Source organism: Mesorhizobium sp. C277A (assembly GCF_040324395.1).
Classification (GTDB): Bacteria; Pseudomonadota; Alphaproteobacteria; order Rhizobiales; family Rhizobiaceae; genus Mesorhizobium.
The window spans coordinates 2,543,771-2,566,281 of sequence record NZ_JAMYVW010000002.1; the positions used below are offsets into that span (position 1 = coordinate 2,543,771).

The 22,511-nt window shown below is 63.5% G+C and carries 19 protein-coding genes and 1 pseudogene; 11 read left to right on the forward strand and 9 right to left on the reverse strand.

Annotated elements, in window-relative coordinates; translation table 11 throughout:
* Positions 1 to 8 precede the first annotated feature (8 nt).
* Entirely contained in the window at positions 9 to 440 is a 432-nt protein-coding gene (locus NKK52_RS12760; RefSeq protein WP_023681747.1) for a L,D-transpeptidase, read from the reverse strand.
* A 223-nt stretch (positions 441 to 663) separates the two neighbouring features.
* Between NKK52_RS12760 and NKK52_RS12765 the strand changes: the two genes are divergently transcribed.
* The 5 genes from NKK52_RS12765 (at position 664) to NKK52_RS12785 (ending at position 7,308) form a co-directional block, all read left to right on the forward strand.
* Positions 664 to 1,944, forward strand: a complete 1,281-nt coding sequence (locus NKK52_RS12765) for an acetylornithine deacetylase/succinyl-diaminopimelate desuccinylase family protein (protein ID WP_023681748.1) — start codon at positions 664 to 666, stop codon at positions 1,942 to 1,944.
* Positions 1,945 to 2,065: 121 nt separating this feature from the next.
* Positions 2,066 to 3,541, forward strand: coding sequence for an ABC transporter substrate-binding protein (locus NKK52_RS12770; RefSeq protein ID WP_023681749.1), 1,476 nt, complete (start codon positions 2,066 to 2,068; stop codon positions 3,539 to 3,541).
* Between the two features lie 334 nt (positions 3,542 to 3,875).
* Positions 3,876 to 4,823, forward strand: a complete 948-nt coding sequence (locus NKK52_RS12775; protein ID WP_023681750.1) for an ABC transporter permease — start codon at positions 3,876 to 3,878, stop codon at positions 4,821 to 4,823.
* The gene (locus NKK52_RS12780; protein WP_023681751.1) at positions 4,820 to 5,689 is read left to right on the forward strand and encodes an ABC transporter permease; all 870 of its coding nucleotides are present in this window, start codon (positions 4,820 to 4,822) and stop codon (positions 5,687 to 5,689) included. The genes NKK52_RS12775 and NKK52_RS12780 overlap by 4 nt, the downstream gene beginning before the upstream one ends.
* Positions 5,686 to 7,308: an ABC transporter ATP-binding protein gene (locus NKK52_RS12785; RefSeq protein WP_023681752.1), complete on the forward strand. Its 1,623-nt coding sequence runs from the start codon at positions 5,686 to 5,688 to the stop codon at positions 7,306 to 7,308. Before NKK52_RS12780 ends, NKK52_RS12785 begins: the two co-directional genes overlap by 4 nt.
* Before the next feature lie 115 nt (positions 7,309 to 7,423).
* On the opposite strand, the gene NKK52_RS12790 is transcribed toward NKK52_RS12785, so the two are convergent.
* A complete protein-coding gene (locus NKK52_RS12790) occupies positions 7,424 to 7,855 on the reverse strand; it encodes a TerB family tellurite resistance protein (RefSeq protein ID WP_156939226.1) in 432 nt (143 codons plus the stop codon).
* 196 nt (positions 7,856 to 8,051) lie between these two features.
* On the opposite strand from NKK52_RS12790, the gene NKK52_RS12795 reads away from it, so the two are divergent.
* Both NKK52_RS12795 and NKK52_RS12800 read left to right on the forward strand, forming a co-directional pair.
* Positions 8,052 to 8,837, forward strand: a complete 786-nt coding sequence (locus NKK52_RS12795; RefSeq protein ID WP_023681754.1) for a TSUP family transporter — start codon at positions 8,052 to 8,054, stop codon at positions 8,835 to 8,837.
* A gap of 52 nt (positions 8,838 to 8,889) precedes the next feature.
* Positions 8,890 to 9,060 (forward strand): hypothetical protein, encoded by a 171-nt coding sequence (locus tag NKK52_RS12800; RefSeq protein WP_023670429.1) that lies wholly within the window; start codon positions 8,890 to 8,892, stop codon positions 9,058 to 9,060.
* Positions 9,061 to 9,208: 148 nt separating this feature from the next.
* On the opposite strand, the gene NKK52_RS12805 is transcribed toward NKK52_RS12800, so the two are convergent.
* The gene (locus tag NKK52_RS12805; protein WP_352629066.1) at positions 9,209 to 10,684 is read right to left on the reverse strand and encodes a cobyric acid synthase; all 1,476 of its coding nucleotides are present in this window, start codon (positions 10,682 to 10,684) and stop codon (positions 9,209 to 9,211) included.
* Positions 10,685 to 10,686: 2 nt separating this feature from the next.
* Positions 10,687 to 11,295 (reverse strand): dimethylsulfonioproprionate lyase family protein, encoded by a 609-nt coding sequence (locus NKK52_RS12810; protein ID WP_352459147.1) that lies wholly within the window; start codon positions 11,293 to 11,295, stop codon positions 10,687 to 10,689.
* A 148-nt stretch (positions 11,296 to 11,443) separates the two neighbouring features.
* Here NKK52_RS12810 and NKK52_RS12815 point away from each other — a divergent pair, with 148 nt between their 5' ends.
* The 3 genes and pseudogenes from NKK52_RS12815 to mmsB all read left to right on the forward strand — a co-directional run bounded on the left by NKK52_RS12815 (position 11,444) and on the right by mmsB (position 13,977).
* Positions 11,444 to 12,613: an isobutyryl-CoA dehydrogenase gene (locus tag NKK52_RS12815; RefSeq protein ID WP_023681757.1), complete on the forward strand. Its 1,170-nt coding sequence runs from the start codon at positions 11,444 to 11,446 to the stop codon at positions 12,611 to 12,613.
* 41 nt (positions 12,614 to 12,654) lie between these two features.
* Positions 12,655 to 13,022 (forward strand): annotated as a pseudogene (locus NKK52_RS12820) (four helix bundle protein).
* A 70-nt stretch (positions 13,023 to 13,092) separates the two neighbouring features.
* Entirely contained in the window at positions 13,093 to 13,977 is an 885-nt protein-coding gene (gene mmsB, locus NKK52_RS12825; RefSeq protein ID WP_023681758.1) for a 3-hydroxyisobutyrate dehydrogenase, read from the forward strand.
* Positions 13,978 to 14,401: 424 nt separating this feature from the next.
* On the opposite strand, the gene NKK52_RS12830 is transcribed toward mmsB, so the two are convergent.
* The 5 genes from NKK52_RS12830 to NKK52_RS12850 all read right to left on the reverse strand — a co-directional run bounded on the left by NKK52_RS12830 (position 14,402) and on the right by NKK52_RS12850 (position 20,600).
* Positions 14,402 to 15,781, reverse strand: a complete 1,380-nt coding sequence (locus tag NKK52_RS12830; protein ID WP_023681759.1) for an aspartate aminotransferase family protein — start codon at positions 15,779 to 15,781, stop codon at positions 14,402 to 14,404.
* Positions 15,782 to 15,833: 52 nt separating this feature from the next.
* The gene (locus tag NKK52_RS12835; protein ID WP_023670422.1) at positions 15,834 to 15,956 is read right to left on the reverse strand and encodes a hypothetical protein; all 123 of its coding nucleotides are present in this window, start codon (positions 15,954 to 15,956) and stop codon (positions 15,834 to 15,836) included.
* A gap of 32 nt (positions 15,957 to 15,988) precedes the next feature.
* Positions 15,989 to 18,058, reverse strand: a complete 2,070-nt coding sequence (locus NKK52_RS12840; protein WP_023681760.1) for a prolyl oligopeptidase family serine peptidase — start codon at positions 18,056 to 18,058, stop codon at positions 15,989 to 15,991.
* A gap of 97 nt (positions 18,059 to 18,155) precedes the next feature.
* Positions 18,156 to 19,313, reverse strand: a complete 1,158-nt coding sequence (locus tag NKK52_RS12845; RefSeq protein ID WP_352445985.1) for an MFS transporter — start codon at positions 19,311 to 19,313, stop codon at positions 18,156 to 18,158.
* A gap of 111 nt (positions 19,314 to 19,424) precedes the next feature.
* Positions 19,425 to 20,600 (reverse strand): MFS transporter, encoded by a 1,176-nt coding sequence (locus NKK52_RS12850; protein ID WP_023681761.1) that lies wholly within the window; start codon positions 20,598 to 20,600, stop codon positions 19,425 to 19,427.
* 272 nt (positions 20,601 to 20,872) lie between these two features.
* Here NKK52_RS12850 and NKK52_RS12855 point away from each other — a divergent pair, with 272 nt between their 5' ends.
* Positions 20,873 to 22,450, forward strand: a complete 1,578-nt coding sequence (locus tag NKK52_RS12855) for a trimethylamine methyltransferase family protein (RefSeq protein WP_023681762.1) — start codon at positions 20,873 to 20,875, stop codon at positions 22,448 to 22,450.
* Positions 22,451 to 22,511: the final 61 nt, after the last annotated feature.

Genomic DNA, 22,511 nt, shown 5'->3' on the forward strand with positions numbered 1-22,511 from the left:
CGATAGCCTCAGTTCGTAACAACGATCCGCGTATTGCCGAAGCCGACTTCGCGCACCATCGCATAGAACATCGCGGCATTGGCGGTGTGCAGTCGCACGCAGCCATGCGATGCCGGACGCCCCAGCTGCCTGACCGCGCCGGTGCCGTGGATGGCGTAGCCGCCATGGAAGAACACCGAGTAAGGCATTGGCGACATGTGGTATTTCTTCGAATACCACATCCGCGCCGTGCGTTGCGGCCGATAGGTGCCGCGCGGCGTGAAATAGCCACTGCGGGCGGTCGACACGCTCCAGCGATAAAGCACCTGGCCGTATTGGCTGACGGTCATGGTCTGCGACGAGACGTCGATGCTGGCCACCAGCGAGGCAGCCCTGCTTTCGATGGACGTGCCGAACAGCATCGCAGCAAAAGCAGCTGCCATGAGAACGATTTTAGTCATGAGATCAAACCCCTTTGATGCCCCTTGCCTGCCCTGTCATCACGCGGTTTTTCATCTTTTTAACGACAGGTGAGTGATCTAACACACACTCCTTGATAAATTCGCCAATCTAAAGCAGCGAATTTGAACGATTTTCCCGCCATAGTTGCCGCTGCGACACGAAGTTTCGGCGCCAGTGCCGCGATGCTTGCAAAACCACCCCCTTGCCTGCTCAAATCCGGGAATGAACGAACGACTCTTCAAAGCGATAGACGCCCGTGTTGATAACCTGGTCGCACTGACCGTCGACCTGATCGGCTTCCCGACCATCAACCCACCTGGCGAAGCCTATCGCCCCTGCGCCGAATATATCGGGGCGCGCCTAGGCAGGCTTGGCTTCGAAACCGAATTCATCCGCGCCGAAGGCACGCCCGGCGATACCGACCGCTATCCCCGCGTCAATGTCGTCGCCCGCTTCGACGGCCGCTCGCCTGGGGCCTGTGTCCATTTCAACTCGCACATCGATGTGGTCGAAGCCGGCGAAGGCTGGAGCGTCGATCCCTTTGCCGGCGTGGTGAAGGACGGCAAGGTCTACGGCCGCGGCGCCTGCGACATGAAAGGGGGCATGGCCGCCTCGATCATCGCGGCGGAAGCCTTCATGGAGGTTTTCCCCGACTTTCCCGGCGCCATCGAAATTTCCGGCACCGTCGATGAAGAGTCCGGCGGCTTCGGCGGCGTCGCCCATCTGGCGAAGCTTGGCTATTTCTCGAAACCCAAGGTCGACCACGTCATCATCCCCGAGCCGCTGAACAAGGACCGCATCTGCCTTGGCCATCGCGGCGTCTGGTGGGCGGAGATCGAGACCAAGGGCGAGATCGCGCATGGCTCGATGCCGTTCCTCGGCGACAATGCCGTGCGCCACATGGGCGCCGTGCTGCAGGCCTTCGAGGATGAACTTTTTCCGGCGCTCGACCGCAAGGTGACGCGCATGCCTGTCGTGCCCGAAGGCGCAAAGCGCTCGACCATGAACATCAACTCGATCCATGGCGGCCAGACCGAGGATTTCCGCCCCGGCCTGCCCTCACCCAACGTGCCCGACGCTTGCCGGCTGACCATCGACCGCCGCTTCCTGCTCGAGGAGGACCTTGCCACGGTCAAGAGCGAGGTGACCGATATCCTCGACCGGCTGAAGCGCGAGCGCAAAAAGTTCGACTACGAGATTCGCGACCTGATGGAGGTGCTGCCGCTGATGACCGAGCGCGACGCGCCGGTGGTCAAGGCGGTGGCGCAAGGCATCATGGCGATCTTCGACCGTGAGCCGGATTATGTCATTTCACCAGGCACTTACGACCAGAAGCACATCGCCCGCATCGGCCACATCTATGATTGCATCGCCTATGGCCCGGGCATTTTGGACCTCGCCCACCGGCCCGACGAATGGGTCGGTATCTCTGATATGGTGGAGTCGGCCAAGGTGATGGCGATCGGGCTGAATGTGCTGCTCAGGGGCACGGCCGCGGACTGAACCATCGGCTTCGCTGAAAAAACATTCCTCCCCGCGCCGCTGCGGAGCACGAAACGCAATTTACTCCACCTCGAAATCACGCTTCTATCGCATCAGGGTTCGAGCATTTGGGAGTTGCACGATGAAATTGTGGAAAACCATTCTTGCCGCCACGGTGCTGGCACTGGCCGGCAGTCAGGCATTTGCCGCACGCACCGACCTGGTGATCGGCATTCCGCTCGAGCCGCCGCATCTCGATCCGACCGCCGGTGCTGCCGCGGCGATCGACGAAGTGCTCTACGCCAACGTCTTCGAGGGCCTGACCCGCATCGGCCCGAATGGCGAAGTGCTGCCCGACCTTGCCGAGAGCTGGGCCATTTCCGACGATGGCAAGGTCTACACCTTCAAGCTGCACACCGGCGTCAAATTCCATGACGGCAGCGATTTCGACGCCGGCGACGTGAAGTTCTCGCTCGACCGCGCCCGTGCCGACAATTCCGTGAACGCGCAAAAGGCCCTGTTCGCCGCCATCGATACGGCCGAAGTCGTCGATCCGACAACGGTCAAGGTGACGCTGAAGAACCCGCAGGGGTCGTTCCTCTACAATCTGGGCTGGGGCGACGCGGTGATCGTGGCGCCGGAGAGCGCCGACACCAACAAGGAAAAGCCCATCGGCACCGGCCCGTTCAAATTCCAGAGCTGGGCCAAGGGCTCGTCGATCACGCTGGTGAAATCGGACACTTACTGGGGCGCCCCGGTGTTCCTCGACAAGGCCGAGTTCCGCATCGTTCCCGACGCCGCTGCCGCCGTGCCGGCGCTGCTCTCCGGCGACATCCAGGCTTTCCCTTTCTTCGATCCCGACAGCGTCGCGCAGGTCAAGGACGATCCGCGCTTCAAGGTGGTGATCGGCTCGACTGAGGGCGAGACCATTCTGGCGATCAACAACAAGAAGCCGCCTTTCGACAAGCTCGAGGTGCGGCAGGCAATTGCCTTCGCGCTCGACCGCAAGGCGATCATCGACGGCGCCTCGGCCGGCCTCGGCGTGCCGATCGGCTCGCACATGTCGCCCGCCAGCAAGGCCTATGTCGACCTCACCGGCCTGTACCCGCACAATGTCGAGAAGGCCAAGGAGTTGCTGAAGCAGGCCGGCTTCGAAAACGGCATCAAGGCGACGCTGAAACTGCCGCCGCCCTCCTATGCCCGGCTTGGCGGCGAGATCATCGCCTCGCAGCTGCGCGATGTCGGCATCGACCTCGAAATCATCCCGGTCGAATGGGCGCAGTGGCTGGACCAGGTGTTCACCAAGAAGGATTACGACCTGACCATCGTCTCTCACACGGAGCCCAACGACATCGATATCTACTCGCGCAAGGATTATTACTTCAACTACGACAATCCGGCCTTCGACAAGATCATCGCCGAGCTGAACCTCACCTCCGACGACGCCAAGCGCAACACGCTGCTCGGCGAAGCACAGAAGATCCTGGCCGACGACGCCGTGGTGGGGTTCCTCTATGAACTGCCGAAGGTCGGCGTCTGGGACGCCAAGCTGCAGGGCCTGTGGGAAAACGCCCCGATCCAGGCGAATGACCTGACCAAGGTGAAGTGGGCGAATTGAGGCGGCGCCCGACAGGCAACAGTGTGCATTCCTTCACACCCCCCACTGTGCTACCGGACATCTCCCCCTCAAGGGGGGAGATTGCGCTCTCATCTCTGCTTTCGCCAATTGCCAGCGCCGCAAAGGAAAGCCCGGCGCTGAAACTGCTGATCTCCCCCCTTGCGGGGGGTGAGGAGTGGTCCGCGCAGCGGACGGAAAGCCAACTGCTTGGCTTTCCGAACAACGAACGCCCGAAGCGACAGCGAAGGGCCGGGTCCGGCAGGACAGAGGGGGGTGTGACAGAACGCTGCCTTTGCTCAGTCATCGCACTTGGCAACGCACCATTCCCTCCACCATGACCGCCTACCTCCTCCAACGCCTCTCCATTGCCGTCGCCACCTTGATCCTGGCCTCGATGGTCGTCTTCGCCGTGCTCGAAATCCTGCCCGGCGACCCGGCGCGGCTGATGCTGGGCCTCAACGCCAGCGCCGAGCAGGTCGAACTCCTGCGCAACCAGATGGGCCTCAACGCGCCGCTTCTCCTGCGCTACCTCCATTGGGTCGGCGGTCTGCTCAGCCTCGATTTCGGCCGCTCCTACACTTATTCGGTGCCGGTCATCGACCTTGTCCGCGAGCGCATGGCGGTTTCCCTGCCGCTGGCGCTAATCGCGCTGGCGCTGTCCACCATCATTGCCATCCCGGTCGGGCTCTATTCCGCCAGCCGGCGCGGCCGGGCCGGCGATACGATCGCTATGGGCGCCGCCCAGCTTGGCGTTGCCATCCCGAACTTCTGGTTCGCGCTGATGTTGATCTACCTCTTTGCCGTCTGGCTGCGGCTGGTGCCGGCCGGCGGGTTTCCCGGCTGGAGCGCCGGTGTCTGGCCGGCGCTGAAATCGCTGCTGCTGCCGGCCGTAGCACTTGCGCTGCCGCAGGCGGCGATCCTGGCGCGCGTTGCCCGCTCCGCGCTGCTCGAGGTGCTGAACGAGGATTATATCCGCACCGCCCGCGCCAAGGGCCTGCCCTATCGTGCCGTGCTGTGGCGGCACGCGCTGCGCAACGCGATGATCCCGGTTCTGACCATTCTGGGCCTGCAATTCGCCTTCCTGCTCGCCGGCACCATCATCATCGAGAACGTCTTTTATCTCCCCGGCCTCGGACGGCTGGTGTTCCAGGCGATCACTCAGCGCGACCTGATCGTCGTCGAAAGCATCGTCATGCTGCTGGTCGTCGCCGTCATTGCCGTTAACCTCGTCGTCGACGTCTCCTACGCCATCGTCGATCCGCGCCTTCGAGGCCGGCAATGACGCTGCACATCGACATCCCGCAGGAGACGTTGGGCAGCATTCTGGCCAAGGCCTTCCGCAACCGCTCCTTCCTCATCGGCTTCGCCATCACGGTGCTGGTGGCTGCAATCGCGATCATCTCCTACGTCTGGACGCCCTACGACGTGACCAAACTGGTGATCTCGGACAAGACGCTGGCGCCTTCTTCGGCGCACTGGTTCGGCACCGATCATTTCGGCCGCGACATCCTGTCGATGATCATGGTCGGCGCCCGCAACTCGATTGCCGTGGCGCTGGTCGCGGTCGGCATCGGCATGGGCGTCGGCGTGCCGCTCGGCGCCTTCGCCGCGGCGCGCGGCGGGTTTGTCGACGAGGCGCTGATGCGGCTGAACGACCTCGTCTTCGCCTTCCCGGCGCTGCTGTCGGCGATCATGATCACCGCCATCTTCGGACCGGGCGCAATCATCGCCATCATCGCCATCGGCATCTTCAACATCCCGGTGTTTGCGCGCGTCGCCCGCGCCGGCGCGCTGGCGATCTGGCCACGCGAGTTCATTCTCGCCGCGCGCGCCGCCGGCAAGAGCAAGACGCAGATTACAATCGAGCACGTGCTGCCCAACATCGCCACGCTGCTTCTGGTGCAAGGCACCATCCAGTTCGCGCTCGGCATTTTGGCCGAAGCCGGTCTCTCCTATGTCGGCCTCGGCGCCCAGCCGCCAATGCCGAGCTGGGGCCGCATGCTGTTCGACGCCCAGACGCGCATGGTGCTGGCGCCGTGGATGGCGATCTTCCCCGGCATGGCCATCGTCGTCACCGTGCTTGGGCTCAATCTGCTCGGCGACGGCATCGCCGACATACTCGACCCGAAATCGCGGCGGCAGCGATGAACCTGCTGCAGATCGAGAACCTGTCGCTGGCGATCGGCGACACGTCGATCCTCAAAGGGGTCGACCTCTCCGTCGCGCCCGGCGAGGTGATGGGCCTGGTCGGAGAATCCGGCTCGGGCAAATCGATGACGGCGCTGACCATCATGCAGCTTCTGCCGCATGCTGCGCGCGCCACCGGCCGCGTGACCTTCGACGGCATCGACATCCTCGCGGCCACAGAGGACCAGATGTGCGCGCTGCGCGGCGACGACATCGGCATGGTGTTCCAGGAACCGATGACGGCGCTCAATCCGGTAAAAACCATCGGCGAGCAGGTCGCCGAAGGCATACGCTGGCACACCAGGGCAAGCCGTGCCGACGCCGAAGACCGCGCGTGCAAAATGCTCGACCGCGTTGGCCTGCCGGAGGCCAAATTCCCGCTGTCGCGCTATCCGCACGAACTGTCGGGCGGCCAGCGCCAGCGCGTCGTCATCGCCATTGCCTGTGCATTGAAACCCAAGCTGCTCATCGCCGACGAACCGACCACGGCGCTCGACGTGGTGCTGCAGGCGCAGATCCTCGATCTGCTGCGCGGCCTTGTCAGCGAAAACCGCATGGGCCTGCTTCTGATCTCGCACGACCTCGCCGTCGTCACCGAGATGGCCGACCGCATCACCATCCTGCGCCACGGCGAGGTGATGGAAGCCGGCGACACCGCACGCACGCTGTCGGAACAGCTGCATCCCTACACGCGCCAGCTGGCGCTGGCCTCCATGCACGTGCCCGCGCGCGCCAAGGTTCACGCCACCGGCCAGGGCAAACCGCTGCTTGAGGTCGAAGGCGTGACACGGGACTATCCGGGCCGGCGCACCTCCCTGTTCAAGTCAGCGGCTCCGATCCGCGCCGTCGACGACGTGTCCTTGTCGCTGGCGCCGGGCCAATCGGTGGCGCTGGTCGGCCGCTCCGGCTGCGGCAAGTCAACGCTTGCCCGCATGATCCTGGCGCTCGACAAATCGACATCGGGAACGATCCGCTTTCGCGGCGAGACCATCACCGGCAAAAGCGAGGCGGAGCTCAAAGCCGCGCGGCGCGACATGCAGGTGGTTTTCCAGGATCCCTACGGCTCTTTCGACCCGCGCCAGAAGGTCGAGAAACTGGTCGCCGAGCCGCTGCATGTACTGGAAAAGAAGCCGACACCGGCTGAGCGGCGCGAGATGGTGGCGCATGCGCTGCACGAGGTCGGCCTCGGCACCAGCGACATGGACAAATATCCGCATGAGTTTTCCGGCGGCCAGCGCCAGCGCCTGTCGATCGCCCGCGCCATCATCACCAGGCCGAAGCTGGTCGTCGCCGACGAGCCGGTCTCGGCGCTCGACGTCTCGATCCGCGCCCAGATCCTCGATCTGTTCGCAGAGCTCAACCAGAAGCTCGGCATCGGCTACCTCTTCATCACCCACGATTTGACCGTCGCCCGCGCCATCACCGATGAGGTGCTGGTCATGCATGACGGCAGGATCGTCGAGCGCGGCAAGACCGGTGACGTGCTCGATCATCCGCAGTCGGAGGCGGCCAGGGCGCTGGTCGCGGCTGCGCCCGATCTGCATCGGGCGATCGCTCACCGTATGCAGGAACAGGGGTGAGTGACCGGTTCGCGCAGCGAATTCATCGTGCCAGTGGCACGATGAAAGGTCACGAACGCTGGGACGCTGCGAAGCAGCGGGGACCCGGCTGGGCGGCCGTTGCCCCTGGTCTGCCTCACTCCTCCGGCTTCACCACATCGACCGGGCTGATGTCGAGCAAATCGAGCGTGCGGCGCAACAGCCGCACTTCGCTCTCGGCCAGTTTGGAATCGGCTTTGGCGATCTCCGCCATGTGGAGCGCCAGCAACTTGCGCCGTTCGACATCGAGATCGCGGAACAGCGCCATGGCTTGCGAACCGTTGGTCTCGTAGCCGAAATCATTGAGATATTCGATGACCGCGTCGATGCTGGTTTCCGGGATGCCGAAGGCGTCCTTGCAGATACGCCGGAAGGCGACCATTTCGCTCTCCGAAACCGAGCCGTCGGCCAGGATCATGCGAAACAGCATCAAGAGTTCCGCCGACAGCACCGGGTCGTCGGCAACCTTGCGCACACCGGGGTCACCATCGAAGATCGAGCGTATCTGGTCGAGCAATGCCATCACCAACAGTGTCCCCTTTTCCGCGTCCGCCCAGCGCACATGACCCAAAACTGCGCAGCGGTACTGAGATAATGACATGCACCACAGGAAATCCAAGCGCAACGCGCTTGGATGGACGTAGCGCGGAATCGGCCTTGCGCAAACCGGATGGCCATGAGAAGGCGCGGCATCACCTTTCCCGCCGGAATGTTCAGAAATCCCGATGCTCGACCTCGCTACCCAGACCGTCATCATGCTTGCCTTCGCCGCCTTTGCAGCCGGCTTTGTCGATTCGATAGCCGGCGGCGGCGGGCTGATCACCATCCCGGCCCTGCTGCTTGCCGGCTTCCCGCCGGTCGCAGCACTTGGAACCAACAAGCTGCAGGGCATTTTCGGCACCGCTTCGGCGACCATCCACTACGCCATGAATGGCCATGTCGATCTGCGCCGACAGCTGCCATCGGCGCTTCTGGCCCTTGCCGGCAGTGCCGTCGGCGCCTTGCTGGCGGCATTCGTGCCGGGTGATCTCCTGCGGGCGCTGCTGCCGCTGCTTTTAATCGCCATCGCGATCTACTTCGCCGTGAAACCCAACATGAACGATGTCGACCGCGCCGAGCGCCTGTCGCCCTTCCTGTTCGGGCTGGTCATCGCCCCTTTGGTCGGCTTCTATGACGGGCTGTTCGGGCCGGGAGCCGGCTCCTTCTACATGCTGGCCTTCGTCAGCCTCGCCGGCTTCGGCGTGCTCAAGGCTACGGCACACACCAAGCTGCTCAATTTCGCCTCCAACATCGGCGGCTTCATCGTCTTTGCGGTCGCCGGCGTCGTCTACTGGAAGATCGGGCTGATGATGGGCGTCGCCCAGTTCCTCGGCGCCCGGCTCGGCGCCAGCCTTGCCATCCGCATCGGCGCCCGGCTGATCAAGCCGCTGCTGGTGATCATCTGCCTGGCTCTGGCGGTGAAGCTGCTGGCCGACCCGGCGAACCCATTGCGCCAGCTGATTGGTGTATAAGCCTCACGCCTGATAGAGTGCCGTTGTACGAATCATGTTGGAGGGACCACACATGAATCTTAGTGCACCCACTCAGCTTGTTTTCATCATATCCCTTGTCATCGCCATCATCGGCGTGCTCGCCGCGCTCGGCGTTCTTGCGTTCATTCCTCTGGCTGCGGTGTGGATTGTCCTCATCGCATACATCGTGCTTGCCGCCGCCTGCCTGATGCGCGGCGCCTAGGCGCCCGCGACTTCTGCAATTCGAAGCGCCCGGTCAAAAGCCGGGCGCTTTTGCTTTGGATGCATGGTCTGTTAGGCTCTTCCGAGCGGAAGGATGACCATGAAGCAACGGACGCGCAGACCCGAGGATGACGAAACGGTGGATGGTCCTACCTTGCTAACCCAAAAATCGCATCGCACTCAAGATGGCGCTCCAGCTCGGCGGCGATCTCATCCAGCGCTTTTTCCACCTCCGCGCGATAGTCGATGCCGCCGCCTTTCACGCCGAGGCTTTCCAGGAATCTCGCCCGGAAAGCGTCGGCGGAAAACAGGCCGTGCAGATAGGTGCCAAAAACCTTGCCGTCGGCGGAAATGGCACCGTCGTCAATGCCGTTGATCACAGCCGACGGCCGCGCCATGTCCGGCCCGGTGGTGCGGCCGAGATGGATTTCGTAGCCCTCGAGCGCGAGGCCGAACGGGACTGAGCGGGCGCTGACATTGCGCACCGTCTTTTCCGGCTCCATCACCGTCTCGATGTCGAGCAGGCCGAGTCCCTCGGCCTCGGTGACGCTGCCCTCGATGCCATCGGGATCGCGCACCAGGCGGCCGAGCATCTGGAAGCCGCCGCAAATGCCGACGATATGGCCGCCGCGTTTGCGGTGCGCGAGGAGATCGCGATCCCAGCCATTCTCGCGGAATTTCATGAGATCCCCGATCGTCGATTTGGAACCGGGAATGACCACCAGGCCGGCATCCTCCGGCAAGCGCTGCCCAGGCGGCACGAACACCACTTCGACCTGCGGCTCGGCCTTGAGCGGGTCGAGGTCGTCGAAATTGGCGATGCGGCCAAGCATCGGCACCGCGACCTTCAACGCCCGCTTCTCACCCGACGCTAGGCGTTCGAGCACGACCGAATCCTCCGAAGGCAATCGCGCCGCCGCCTTCAGCCACGGCACGACGCCAAAGCAGCGCCAGCCGGTGAAGCTTTCGATCGACCGGATGCCGTCGTGGAACAGCGAGACATCGCCGCGGAACTTATTGATGAGGTAGCCGACGATCATGCGCCTGTCTTCCTCCGGCAGGATCAGATGCGTGCCGGCGACCGAAGCGATGACGCCACCGCGGTCGATGTCGCCGACCAGGATGACCGGCACGTCGGCGCGTGTGGCAAAGCCCATATTGGCGATGTCGCGGCTGCGCAGGTTGATTTCGGCCGGCGATCCGGCGCCCTCGACGATGACCAGATCGGCGCCCTCACCGACCTTCGTCCAGGACTCCAGCACGGCGTCCATCAGCCCCGCTTTCATTGTCTGGTAGTCGCGCGCTCGCGCCTCGCCGAACACCTTGCCTTGCACGATCACCTGCGAACCGATGTCGCTCTGGGGTTTGAGCAGCACCGGATTCATATGCACGGTCGGCTGAACACCACATGCCAGCGCTTGCAGCCATTGCCCACGGCCAATCTCGCCGCCGCCGGGGCGGTTGTCGCCCGGAATGTCGGCGACGGCGGCATTGTTCGACATGTTCTGCGGCTTGAACGGCCTGACTTTCAGCCCGCGATTCCTGGCCGCGCGGCAGAGCCCCGCCACCAGCACCGTCTTGCCGACATCCGAACCCGTGCCTTGCAGCATGATCGCCTTGGCCATGCTCAGCCCCTGCCCTGCGCGCCGGAAACGGTCGACTTCTGCGACAGCGGCCCGCCGCGCCAGATGTAGAGCGCCAGCAACGGTTCGCTGCCGGTGCGCATGGCATGGCTGACATTGGAGGCGTGATGGATAATTTCGCCCGCCTGGCGGATGTGAAAGCCGCCCTCGCCCATGCGCCATTCGGTGCCGCCGGTCAGCGGAATGTAGATCTCCTCGGCAATGTGATGATGGTCGGGATAGGTGATGCCGGGTCCCAGGATCAGCAATCCGGCCGCGACCTCTTCATTGGCGAAATGGCCGCGCGTGCCAAACACCTCCAGCCAGCCGTATTTTTGCAAGAACGCTTCACCAAAATCGCTCGCGTTGTAGGTCTGCCCCCAGCACAGATCGTCACGACGCTCCGCCAGCAGTTGCACCAGAGGCTGCGGGTCCGGCGGCGCCAGTTCGACAATGCGGTCGAGCAGACCAAGGCAAGGCAGCGGATGCGCTTCGAGCACGCGCGCCGTCATATTCCAGCCGATCCGGGTCACGGCGTCCCGCACCAGCGCGTTGTCCACGCCCCGGAGATAGGCATGGAAGCGGTCGAGCAATTCGTCGAAATATGTCGGCACGCAATGCTCCGTTGATCCATTCATGCACAGCGGCTGCGCGGCGAGCCGGGTTGCGCGGCGGCATCATTGGTCTAGATTGAGCGGCGCGCAAAGCCAAAAACAACAGGCCAGCAAGCCAACCCCAGTTGGGGAACACAGGGAGCACGCCATGGACGCCGCGGTCGATGCGAGCACCAGCCAGTTCGAGCTCAACGAGGAACAGCGCGCCATCCAGGAGATGGCACAGGCCTTCGCCGCCGATCGCGTTGCGCCCAATGCGCTCGAATGGGACCGGGCAAGACACTTTCCCGCCGATGTAATCCGCGAGACCGGCCCGCTCGGCCTCGGCGGCATCTATGTCAGGGATGATGTCGGCGGCTCGGCGCTCGGCCGGCTCGACGCCGTGCTGATCTTCGAGGCACTGTCGCACGCCGATCCGGCGTTTTCCTCCTTCATCTCGATCCACAATATGGCGGCGTCGATGATCGACCGCTTCGGCGACGACGAGCAGCGCCAACGCTTCCTGCCGAAGCTGACCTCGATGGAATGGCTGGCGAGCTACTGCCTGACCGAGCCGGGTTCAGGCTCGGATGCCGCGGCGCTGAAGACGCGCGCGGTGAAGAACGGCAACGACTATGTGCTTAACGGCGCCAAGCAGTTCATCTCCGGGGCCGGCGACAGCGACCTCTATGTCGTCATGGCGCGCACCGGCGCCGACGGGCCGAAGGGCATTTCCACCTTCGTCGTGCCGAAGGATGCGCCCGGCCTCTCCTTCGGCGCCAACGAGCACAAGATGGGCTGGCACATGCAGTCGACCCGCCAAGTGATCTTCGAGGACTGCAAGGTGCCGGCTGCAAACCTGCTGTCGGGGGAAGGCGCAGGTTTCGGCATCGCCATGGCCGGCCTTGACGGCGGCCGCCTCAACATTGCGGCATGCTCGCTCGGCGGCGCGCAATCGGCGCTTGACAAGGCTTTGGCCTATACGGGCGAACGCAAAGCCTTCGGCTCGAAGATCAACCAGTTCCAGGCGCTGCAGTTCCGGCTGGCCGACATGGAAACCGAACTGCAGGCGGCACGCATTTTCCTCTATGCTGCCGCCTCGAAGCTAGACCGCAAGGCGCCGGACGCCGGCAAATGGTCGGCCATGGCCAAGCGCTTCGTCACCGACATCGGCTTCAACGTCGCCAACGAGGCGCTGCAGCTGCATGGCGGTTACGGCTATCTTCATGATTACGGTATCGAAAAACTGGTGCGCGACCTGCGCGTCCACCAAATCCTCGAAGGCACCAACGAGATCATGCGCGTCATCATCGCGCGGGCGTTGATCGGACGGCAGTAGGCAGTAGGCAGTAGGCAGTAGGCAGTAGGCAGTAGGCAAAGATGACCGGCAAGATCAACTCGTACAAGGATCTTATCGTATGGCAGCAGGCGATGGATCTGGCTGTCAGCACCTACTCATTGACCAAGACATGGCCCAAAGAGGAATATATGGGCTGACCAGCCAAATCCGCCGTTCAGCAACCTCTATCCCTGCAAACATCGCGGAAGGCTATGGCCGAGACAACCGAGGCTCCTATCAGCAATTTCTCAGGATAGCCCAAGGCTCGCTTAAGGAGTTCGAGACACACCTCCAAATCGCTCAACGCATTGGCGTTGCCACGCATGGGCAAGCTGAGCACCTGCTTCTGGCAGCCGAGGCCATCGGAAAAATGCTTCGCCAACTTATTCTCAAACTCGCACCCGAATAGGTCGCCCTACTGCCTACTGCCTACTGCCTACTGCCTACTGCCTACTGCCTACTCATCATGGAGCACCGCTATGACCACCATCGCCTTCATTGGTCTCGGCAATATGGGCAACCCGATGGCTGCCAATCTCGTCAAAGCGGGGCACACGGTGCACGGCTTTGACCTGATGCCGGAAAACCTCACCGTCGCCCACGAGCATGGCGTCATTGTCACGGCGAATGCCGTGGCGGCGGTGAAAGACGCTGATGTCGTGATCACCATGCTTCCCGCCGGCAAGCACGTGCTCTCGGTCTACGAGGACATCACACCCAAGGCCAAACCAGGCGCCCTGTTCATTGATTCCTCGACCATCGATGTCGAGTCGGCCCGCAAGGCGCATGCCGTAGCAAGGGAACACGGGCTGCATTCGATCGACGCCCCCGTCTCCGGCGGCACCGGCGGTGCTGCTGCGGGAACACTGACCTTCATGGCCGGCGGCGCCAAGGATGCCTTCGCCAAGGCCGAACCGGTCCTGAAGCCGATGGCAGGCCGCATCGTCCATTGCGGCGACGACGGCGCCGGTCAGGCAGCCAAAATCTGCAACAACATGATGCTCGGCATTTCGATGATCGGGGTTGCCGAGGCTTTCGTGCTGGCCGAAAAGCTCGGCCTCTCGCATCAGGCGCTGTTCGACGTTGCCTCGACCTCGTCGGGCCAGTGCTGGTCGCTGACCACCTACTGCCCGGTGCCGGGTCCCGTGCCGGCCTCACCCGCCAACCGCGACTACAAACCGGGCTTTGCCGCGGCACTCATGCTGAAGGACCTGAAACTGGCGCAGGAAGCCGCCCAAAGCGCCGGCGCGGTGACGCCGATGGGGGCCGTAGCGGCCCAGCTTTATGCGCTGTTCAACGCCCAGGGAAATGGCGGCGACGATTTTTCCGGCATCATAAATTTCCTTCGCGGCAGTTCTCTATAAGTTTCGAATTTGGCAGCGCTTTTCTCGATTTTTATTGCGCGGAAAAATTGCAAATTTAGATTTGCTTAAGCTCTCGATAACCCTGCGGTAACGATGTGCCTATATAACGGATGGCGAGGCGGACATATCGCATCCGCCCGGCGCTCCGGATCAGGTCTCGCGTACCGGAGCCCGTAAGTTTCGCAAGTGTATTGTTGGCGAAATGCCATGCGTATCTGGCAAAGCCGCGTTCCCATGGAGCGCGGTTTTTGCGTCTTGCAGTACTATACTGCTCGGTCTGAATTATATTCCGATTGCAGCGTTCGGAATTGCCTGATGGTCTTCATTGACCAGCACGATCGGTGCGCTGACCCCGTCGACCCTGACGATAAGCAGGCGCACAGTCCGGGCGCCCTGATTGCAAGGCGCCCGGCTGTCGTTCCATCTACTTCTTGCGCAAATCCGCTTGCGCCAGATCCAGCGCTTTGGCGATGCGATCGCAAGCCATGTCGATCGTCGCGCGGGTCCAGATCAGCGGCGGCGACAGGATCATCGTGTCGCCGGTGGCGCGCAGCATCAGGCCTTGCGCGATGGCGTGGTCGCGGACGGTGACGGCGGCACTGCCCGCCGGCAGGAAGCGCTCCTTGGTCGCCTTGTCCTTGACGATCTCGACCGCGCCCATCAGCCCGATCGATCGCACCTCGCCTACCAGTTCGTGGCCGGCAATGCGCTCCTGCAGCGCCTGGGCGAAGTAAGGTCCAGTGTCGTTCCTGACCCTGTCGACCAGGCCTTCTCGCTCCATGATCTCGAGATTCTTCAGCGCCACCGCGCAGGCCACCGGGTGACCCGAATAGGTATAGCCGTGGTAGAATTCGCCGCCCTTTTCGACCAGCGTCGCCGCGATACGGTCGCCGACCAGCAGCGCCGACAGCGGCTGATAGCCAGAGGTCAGTGCCTTAGCCGTGGTGATGGTGTCGGCTTCGACGCCGAAGGTCTGCGCCGCAAACCATTCGCCGGTGCGGCCATAGCCGGTGATGACCTCGTCCAGCATCAAAAGCACATCGTATTTGCGGCAGATTCGCTGCACTTCCGGCCAGTAGCTCATCGGCGGTATCTTCACCCCGCCCGCCCCCATCACCGGCTCGCCGATGAAGGCCGCGACCTTGTCGGCGCCGGCCTCCAGAATGGCATCCTCGAGCGCCTTGGCGGCGCGCAGGCCGAAATCATGGTCGCTTTCGCCGGGCAGCCCCAACTCATAGGCATAGGGCATCATCACATGGACGATGTTGGGAACCGCCCCGCCGAGTTGCTTGTGCATCAAATCCATGCCGCCGAGCGACGTGCCGGCGACGGTCGAGCCGTGATAGGCCGACTTGCGCGAGATGATGCGGTTCTTCTCCGGTTTGCCTTCCAGCACCCAATAGTGGCGCACGAGCCGCAGCGCCGTGTCGTTGGCCTCCGAGCCGGAGGAGCCGTAGAAAACCTGGCTGATGCCCTTGGGCGCCAGCTCGGCCAGCTTCTTCGACAGCAGCACGGGCGTCGGCGTCGAGCATTTGAAGAAGGAATTATAGTAGGGCAATTCCTTCATCTGCGCGTAAGCGGCGTCGGCCAGCTCGTCGCGGCCATAGCCGACATTGACGCACCACAGCCCGGCCATGCCGTCGAGTATTTCGGTGCCGTCGGCATCGTAGATGAACGGGCCGTTGGCGTGGGTGATGATGCGCGAGCCGGTCTCGCGCAATTCCCTGTGGTCGGTGAAGGGATGCAGATGATGCGCGGCGTCAATCTGCTGAAGCTGCTTCAGCGAATAGTTCTGGTAAGTCATGGGTTTGCTCTTTCCTCTGGAATCAAACCGGCAAGCTGCCGGGGCGACTTCGTCAGAGGACGGCGGGCGGCGAATAGCCGATGCGGGCGCACAGCCTGAGCAGTTCGGCGCGCAGCGTGCGCGGCGACGGTGTCACCGCGACCCCGAAGGCGCCGGATGTGCTCATGTAGACCATGGCGGCAGTCTATGCCGCCCGAGGCCCGGAATTCAAGCGGTGCCGCTCAATACCCTTTGCAGGAACACGTATTTCATGGCGGTTTGCGCCGCTTGCGGCCGGCGGTCGCCGCGCCCGCCATGGCCGCCTTCCGTCTCCTCGAAGAACAACGTCTTGCCGTGACCTGCTTCCTGCAGCTTCGCCGCCATCTTGCGGGCATGGCCGGGATGGACGCGGTCGTCGGCGGTTGATGTCGTGAGCAGCACCGGGGGATAGACGGCATCGGCCGAGACATGATGGTACGGCGAATAGGCGGCGAGCCAGTTGGCCTCTTCCGGTTTTGCCGGATCGCCATATTCGCCGATCCACGAGGCGCCTGGCGGCAGTTCGGTGTAGCGCAGCATGTCGAGCAGCGGCACCTCGATGATGACGGCGCCGAACAGTTCGGGATGCTGCGTCAGGGAAACGCCGGTAAGCAGGCCGCCATTCGAGCCGCCCTGGATGCCGAGGGAAGCAGCCGTGGCTATGCCGCGCCTGACGACGTCCTGCGCCACCGCGGCGAAATCGTCGAAGGCAGTCTGGCGATTGCCCTTCAGCGCGGCCTGATGCCAGGCCGGCCCGAACTCGCCGCCACCGCGGATGCAGGCCTGCACATAGGCGTTGCCCTTTTCCAGCCACAGCCTGCCGCGCACGCCGGCATAGCCGGGCAGCAGCGGTATTTCGAAGCCGCCATAGCCGTAGAGCAGCGTCGGCACCGGACCCTTCTGGTCGCGCCGCCTGACGACGAAATACGGGACCATTGTGCCGTCCTTCGAGCGCGCCTCGAACTGTTCGGAGACCAGCGGCGCGGCGTCGAACCGAGCCGGCTGCGATTTCACGGTGGCCAGCGTCGCCCCGTTATCATCCGACCAGATGATCGAACTCGGCGTCAGGAAATCGGTGAAGGAGAAGGAGACGCTGGAACCGAAATGCTCGGCATGCCCGATGCCGACATTGCCGTTCTCGGGCAGCGCCACCGGCTTCAGCGACCAGCGGTCGCCGCTGCGCTCGGCGACAACGACCTTGCCGCGCACATTGTCCATCAGATTGATGAACAGCCGGTCCTGAGTGCGGGCAATGCCGGCGACCGAAACACGGTGCGCTGGCGCGAGCATGGTTTCAACAGGGCCCAGGTCGCCGGTGTCGATCCAGTGTTCGAAATCGAAGGAATAGAGGCCGTCCGGCAAGCACTCAGTGCCGCCCGGCGCCGTCCATGGGCTGCGCACCCCGAACACCAACCGGCCCTTGAACAGCGCGGTGTCGGTGACATCGTCGGGCAACGGGATGCGGCGGTTTTCGCCCGACGGCAGGCGCAGAAAACTGTGCGAGGAGAAGAAGGCGATCGTGCGGGCCAGAAACAAATACTGCCTGTCGCCATCATGCTCGACCCCCGCGCCGGCCGCGAGATCCTGCTTCTCGGCCTCGAAGATCGGCGTCGCCTCCTCCAACCGGGTACCGCGCTTCCACAGCTTGACGACGCGCGGATAGCCGGACTGGGTCTTGTCGTCTTCATCGAAGGCAGCCGAGACAATGACCGTGTCCTTGTCCAGCCAGGAAAAACCGGATTTCGAGGCCGGAGCGCGGAAGCCGCCCTCGATGAATGATTTGGTCTCGATGTCGAATTCCCGCATCTCGCTGGCATCGCCGCCATCCGGCGACATCGCCACCAGGCAAAGGTTGAAATCGGGGTAAAGGCGGCTGGCGCCGCTGAACACCCACTTCACCCCCTCCTTGGCCGACAGCACGTCGAAGTCGATGATCGTCTCCCACACGGGCTTTTCGGTCTTGTAGGAGGCGACCGTCGTGCGGCGCCAGAGGCCGAGCACATTGGTCTTGTCCTGCCAGAAATTATAGACTTGGCCGTTGAGCGCGGCGCCCACAGCGATGTTGTCTTCGGCCGTCATCAGGTCGAGCGCCGTCTCGAACGCCGCCTGGTAGGACGGATCGCCCTGTAGTTCGGCCACGGTGATCTCGTTCTGGCGATGCACCCAGTCGAGCGATTCCTTGCTGGTCCGGTCCTCCAACCAGAGGAACTTGTCCTCCACGGTGGCATCCGTCTGGCGTTTTGTCGTCGATTGGGTCACGCATGGTCTCCAGGCTAGTGGCGGGCAGCCCTGCCTACATCGCGTTGCAAGCGGTTTTATTCAAGATGGTACGTCAGGTCATCGGGGGAATGCGGCCTCAAACCATCCGCCGGCGCAGGACCGTGGCCACAGCCAGTGCCAGACAAATCGTGCCCAGCGTGATCGGCAGGCCGGAGGCGCCGATCACATCCATGACGCCACCCGCCAGCGGCGGCACCACGATGCCGCCGACGCCCCACATCAGGGAGAAGGCGGCATTGCCGGCGACCAGCGCCGAGCCGGTAAAGCGGTCGCCGAGCTCGATGATCGACATGGTGTAGATGCCATAGGAGACCGCGCCCCAGATAAAGACGCAAGGCCAGATCAGCGGCGTCTCGATGAGCAGCGGCAACAGGGCGCAGCCCAGCACCGTCACCACGACGCAGATGAATCGCACCAGCCGCGCCGTCAGCCGTTCCGCCAGCAAGCCGAGCGGCACCTGCATGGCGATGTTGCCGGCGATCATCACCGACAGCAGCGCCGACATGCGCGCTTCCGCGATGCCATAGTGCGTGCCGTAGACCGGCAGCAGCGCCAGCACGCCCTGTTCGAAACCGGCGGCAACGACCACCGCCGACAGCAGTAGCCATGCCAGTGGCACGAAGCCCATGACCGAAACCCTGTGCCCGGCTTCGTCGACCTTCGGCAGTCGCGGCAGCACCAGCGCCAGGCAGGCGCCGCAGAAGATGAAGGCGGCGATCCCCACCAGGAATGGCGGCCATCCCACGGTGCCGACAGCGAGCAGGCAGAGCGGCCCGGCAGCGAAGCCGGCCGAGATGATGGTTGAATAGACACCCATGACGCGACCGCGGCGCGATGGCGGCGCCAGTGCAATGACCCAGATTTCGCTCAAGACATAGAGCGGATTGGTCACCACCCCGATCAAGAAGCGCAGAGGAAACCACAGATAGACATTCTGCGTCCAGCCGATCAGCGCAAGCACAATAGCCGAAAGCGCCGCGCAGGTAAGCGCGGTGCGCCCTGCCCCGAACCGGCGCGCCAGTGCCGGGATCAGCGGCGACGAGACAATGAAGCCGATCGGCGTCATTGCCGCCGAGAGCCCGATGATGGCCGGCGAAACGCCTTGGCGTTGCAGGATGAAGCTCAGCAGCGGATAGGACAGGCCTTGCGCGATGGCGAACACCGAGACGGTCGCGATCACGCCGCTGATCGCCGCCCACTGCATCTTCTCGTTGTCAGCTTCCGCCAGGTTCATCATTGGCACCTAAACCAGGTTCAGGACTAGCTTTTCTGTCCGACGCGGGTAAGCCCCGCCCCGCGAAAAACCGTTTGCTCCAGACAAGGCCTGTCAGGAGCTTTTGGGCCGTCAGGAGTTTTGGCGCTTGAACGATCGATAGAGCGCGAAGCTCACCAGCAGCGCGTCGAGTCCGGCGATCACCACCGGCAGACCGAGCGGACCGATGATCTGCATCAAGGCACCGGCGCCAGGCGGGCCGACAATGCCGCCGGCGCCCCACATCAATGCGAAGGCGGCGTTGCCGGCGACCAGCACGGTTCCCCTGAAGCGGCTGCCGAGTTCCACCAGCGCCATGGTGTAGACGCCGTAGCCGACAGCGCCCATGACGAGAAGGACGAGCCAGATCGCCGGCATCGTGATCAGCAACGGCAGCAAAACCGCGCAGGTCGTTGTCGCCAACGCACAGAAGATGATCATCGCCCGCCCGCCGAAACGCTCGGCCAGCAGGCCGAGCGGGATTTGCAGGAAGATGTTTCCCAGCGACAGTGCCATCACCAGGGCCGCCAGCGTCCTTTCGGGCAGGCCATAGGCGGCACCGAAGACCGGCATCAAAGCGTAGGTGCCCTGCTGGACCGCCGCCGAAACCAGCACGGCAAACAACAGCGCCGGCGCCAGCCTGGCGAAACCGAAAAAGCCGCCGGGCAATTGGCCGTCATCCTCGAAGCCGGCGAGGCTTGACGAAACAGCACGAAGGATCGCGGCGCACAGGATGAAGCCGGCCATGCCGACCAGGAAAGGAACCCAGCCCGATATCCCAACCGCGGTCAGGACCAAAGGCCCCGCAGCATAGCCAGCGCCCAGCACGGTGTTGAATGCCCCCATCACCCTGCCGCGGCGCGACGGCGGCGCCAGCGACAGCGCCCATACTTCGCCCAGTATATAGAGCGGGTTGATGACGATACCGATGATGAAGCGGATGACGAACCAGCCCACCCAGTCCTGCAGGTAGCCGATGCCGAGGAAGCACAGCGCCCCAATCAATGAGCAACCCACAGCCAGGTTGCGCGCGCCGACCAGCCGAACGGCTGCCGGCACGAACGAGGCCGAAAGGATCAGGCCAAGCGGCATCATCGCTGCCGACAAGCCGATCAGCGCCGGCGACATGCCTTGCTTCTGCATCAGCAGCGTAAACAGCGGCGAGCTCAGCCCTTGCGCCGCACCGAACATCGCGAGGGCGGCAGTTACGCCGGCAAGCGCCGCCCATTGCGTCCCCGCTTCGCCATCGCTCGAAGCGGTCGCAGCCATGATGCCTTCCACATGAATTGCCGGCCCGATCCAGCGGCAAACCATTGAGCTAGCGGTTCGATTTAGGGAAAGGAAGGGCCGCGCCTGAAATCCCCTTGCGCCAAGAGCCGCAGTGGGCGCGTCCTGTCCGCCAATCCCCGGCAAGGTTGTCAGCTATCGGACTGCCGTTCGGGCATGTCGCTTCCCTCGTCCTAGTGGTCGCCGCCTCCGCAATGGCCGGACAGCCGCCGGTCCATTATGCCGCCCGCTACCAGCATCGTACGAGGACCATCATGACCGCCGCCCTGCATCCAGCCGAACCGCCTTTGGCAGCCGACCGTGCCCGTCGCGGTGGCCGTGCGGGCAAGCGCGCCGGCGGCTCGGCCGCCTTCGAACAGCCGGCTTTTCGGCAACTGAGAAATCCGCTAACGCCGACCAAGCTGGTCTCTGACGACGAGCTGGAATCGATCCACCTCGCCTCGCTGCGCGTCTTGAGGGAAATAGGCGTCGACGTGCTGCATGACGAAGCGCGCCGCATGATGAAGGAAAACGGCGCCGATGTCCGCGAGGGCAGCGAGCGCGTGCGCTTCGACAGCGACATGATCCTCGATCTCATCTCCAACTGCCCGTCGGAATTCACGCTCCATGCCCGCAACCCGGCGCACAATGTGCGCTTCGGCGGCAACAATGTGATCCTGTCGATGATGGCGTCGGCACCGAACTGCTCCGACCTCGATCGCGGCCGCCGTCCGGGCAACCAGCAGGACTACCGCAACTTCCTGCGTCTGGCGCAGATGCACAACATCCTGAACTGCACCGGCGGTTATCCGGTCGAGCCGACCGACATCCACCCGTCGGTGCGCCACCTCGAATGCATCCGCGACCTCGCCACGCTGACCGACAAGGTGTTCCACATCTATTCGCTCGGCAAGGAGCGCAATGTCGACGGCATCGAGATCGCCAGGATCGCCCGCGGCATCAGCCATGAGCAGATGCTCGAAGAGCCGTCCGTCTTCACCATCATCAACACCAATTCGCCGCTGAAACTGGATGTGCCGATGATGGAAGGCATCATCCAGATGTCGAGCAAGGGTCAGGTCGTCGTCATCACGCCCTTCACCCTGTCCGGCGCGATGGCGCCGGTGACCATCGCCGGTGCGCTGGTGCAGCAAAATGCCGAGGCGCTGTCCGGCATCGCCTTTGCCCAGATGGTGAGAAAGGGCGCGCCGGTTGGCTATGGCGGCTTCACCTCGAATGTCGACATGAAGTCGGGCTCGCCGGCCTTCGGCACGCCTGAATATATGAAGGCGCAGCTTGTCGGCGGCCAGCTTGCCCGCCGTTACAAGATCCCCTACCGCACCTCCAATACCTGCGCCGCCAACACCGTCGACGCGCAGGCAGCCTATGAAAGTGTGTTCTCGCTGTGGGGCGCCATCCAGGGCGGCGGCAATCTGATGATGCACGGCGCCGGCTGGCTCGAAGGCGGCCTGCGCTGCTCCTATGAGAAGACCATTCTCGACATCGACTTGTTGCAGATGGTGGCCGAATTCCTCACCCCGCTCGACCTGTCCGACGAAGCGCTCGGCTTCGACGCCATCCAGTCGGTCGGCCCCGGCGGCCATTTCTTCGGCACCCAGCACACGCAGGACCGCTACAAGACAGCCTTCTACTCGCCCATCCTCTCCGACTGGCGCAATTTCGAGACCTGGGCCGAAGCCGGATCGCCGACCGCGCTGGAAAAGGCCAACAAGGTCTGGAAGGAGCGGCTGGCATCCTACGAGGAACCCTATATGGACCCGGCGATCCGTGAAGAGCTCAACGACTTCGTCGAAAAGCGCACGGCCGAAGGCGGCGCGCCGACCGATTTTTGATCGGCAAGCAACTGGCGGCATCCTGCCAACCGACACACCTGATTCAATTTACGCAAAAACG

Coding starts and splice junctions, on each gene's coding strand:
- NKK52_RS12760 (WP_023681747.1), bottom strand. CDS start 440: ATGACTAAAATCGTTCTCATGGCAGCTGCTTTTGCTGCGATGCTGTTC.
- NKK52_RS12765 (WP_023681748.1), top strand. CDS start 664: ATGAACGAACGACTCTTCAAAGCGATAGACGCCCGTGTTGATAACCTG.
- NKK52_RS12770 (WP_023681749.1), top strand. CDS start 2,066: ATGAAATTGTGGAAAACCATTCTTGCCGCCACGGTGCTGGCACTGGCC.
- NKK52_RS12775 (WP_023681750.1), top strand. CDS start 3,876: ATGACCGCCTACCTCCTCCAACGCCTCTCCATTGCCGTCGCCACCTTG.
- NKK52_RS12780 (WP_023681751.1), top strand. CDS start 4,820: ATGACGCTGCACATCGACATCCCGCAGGAGACGTTGGGCAGCATTCTG.
- NKK52_RS12785 (WP_023681752.1), top strand. CDS start 5,686: ATGAACCTGCTGCAGATCGAGAACCTGTCGCTGGCGATCGGCGACACG.
- NKK52_RS12795 (WP_023681754.1), top strand. CDS start 8,052: ATGCTCGACCTCGCTACCCAGACCGTCATCATGCTTGCCTTCGCCGCC.
- NKK52_RS12800 (WP_023670429.1), top strand. CDS start 8,890: ATGAATCTTAGTGCACCCACTCAGCTTGTTTTCATCATATCCCTTGTC.
- NKK52_RS12805 (WP_352629066.1), bottom strand. CDS start 10,684: ATGGCCAAGGCGATCATGCTGCAAGGCACGGGTTCGGATGTCGGCAAG.
- NKK52_RS12815 (WP_023681757.1), top strand. CDS start 11,444: ATGGACGCCGCGGTCGATGCGAGCACCAGCCAGTTCGAGCTCAACGAG.
- mmsB (WP_023681758.1), top strand. CDS start 13,093: ATGACCACCATCGCCTTCATTGGTCTCGGCAATATGGGCAACCCGATG.
- NKK52_RS12830 (WP_023681759.1), bottom strand. CDS start 15,781: ATGACTTACCAGAACTATTCGCTGAAGCAGCTTCAGCAGATTGACGCC.
- NKK52_RS12835 (WP_023670422.1), bottom strand. CDS start 15,956: ATGGTCTACATGAGCACATCCGGCGCCTTCGGGGTCGCGGTGACACCG.
- NKK52_RS12845 (WP_352445985.1), bottom strand. CDS start 19,313: ATGAACCTGGCGGAAGCTGACAACGAGAAGATGCAGTGGGCGGCGATC.
- NKK52_RS12850 (WP_023681761.1), bottom strand. CDS start 20,600: ATGGCTGCGACCGCTTCGAGCGATGGCGAAGCGGGGACGCAATGGGCG.
- NKK52_RS12855 (WP_023681762.1), top strand. CDS start 20,873: ATGACCGCCGCCCTGCATCCAGCCGAACCGCCTTTGGCAGCCGACCGT.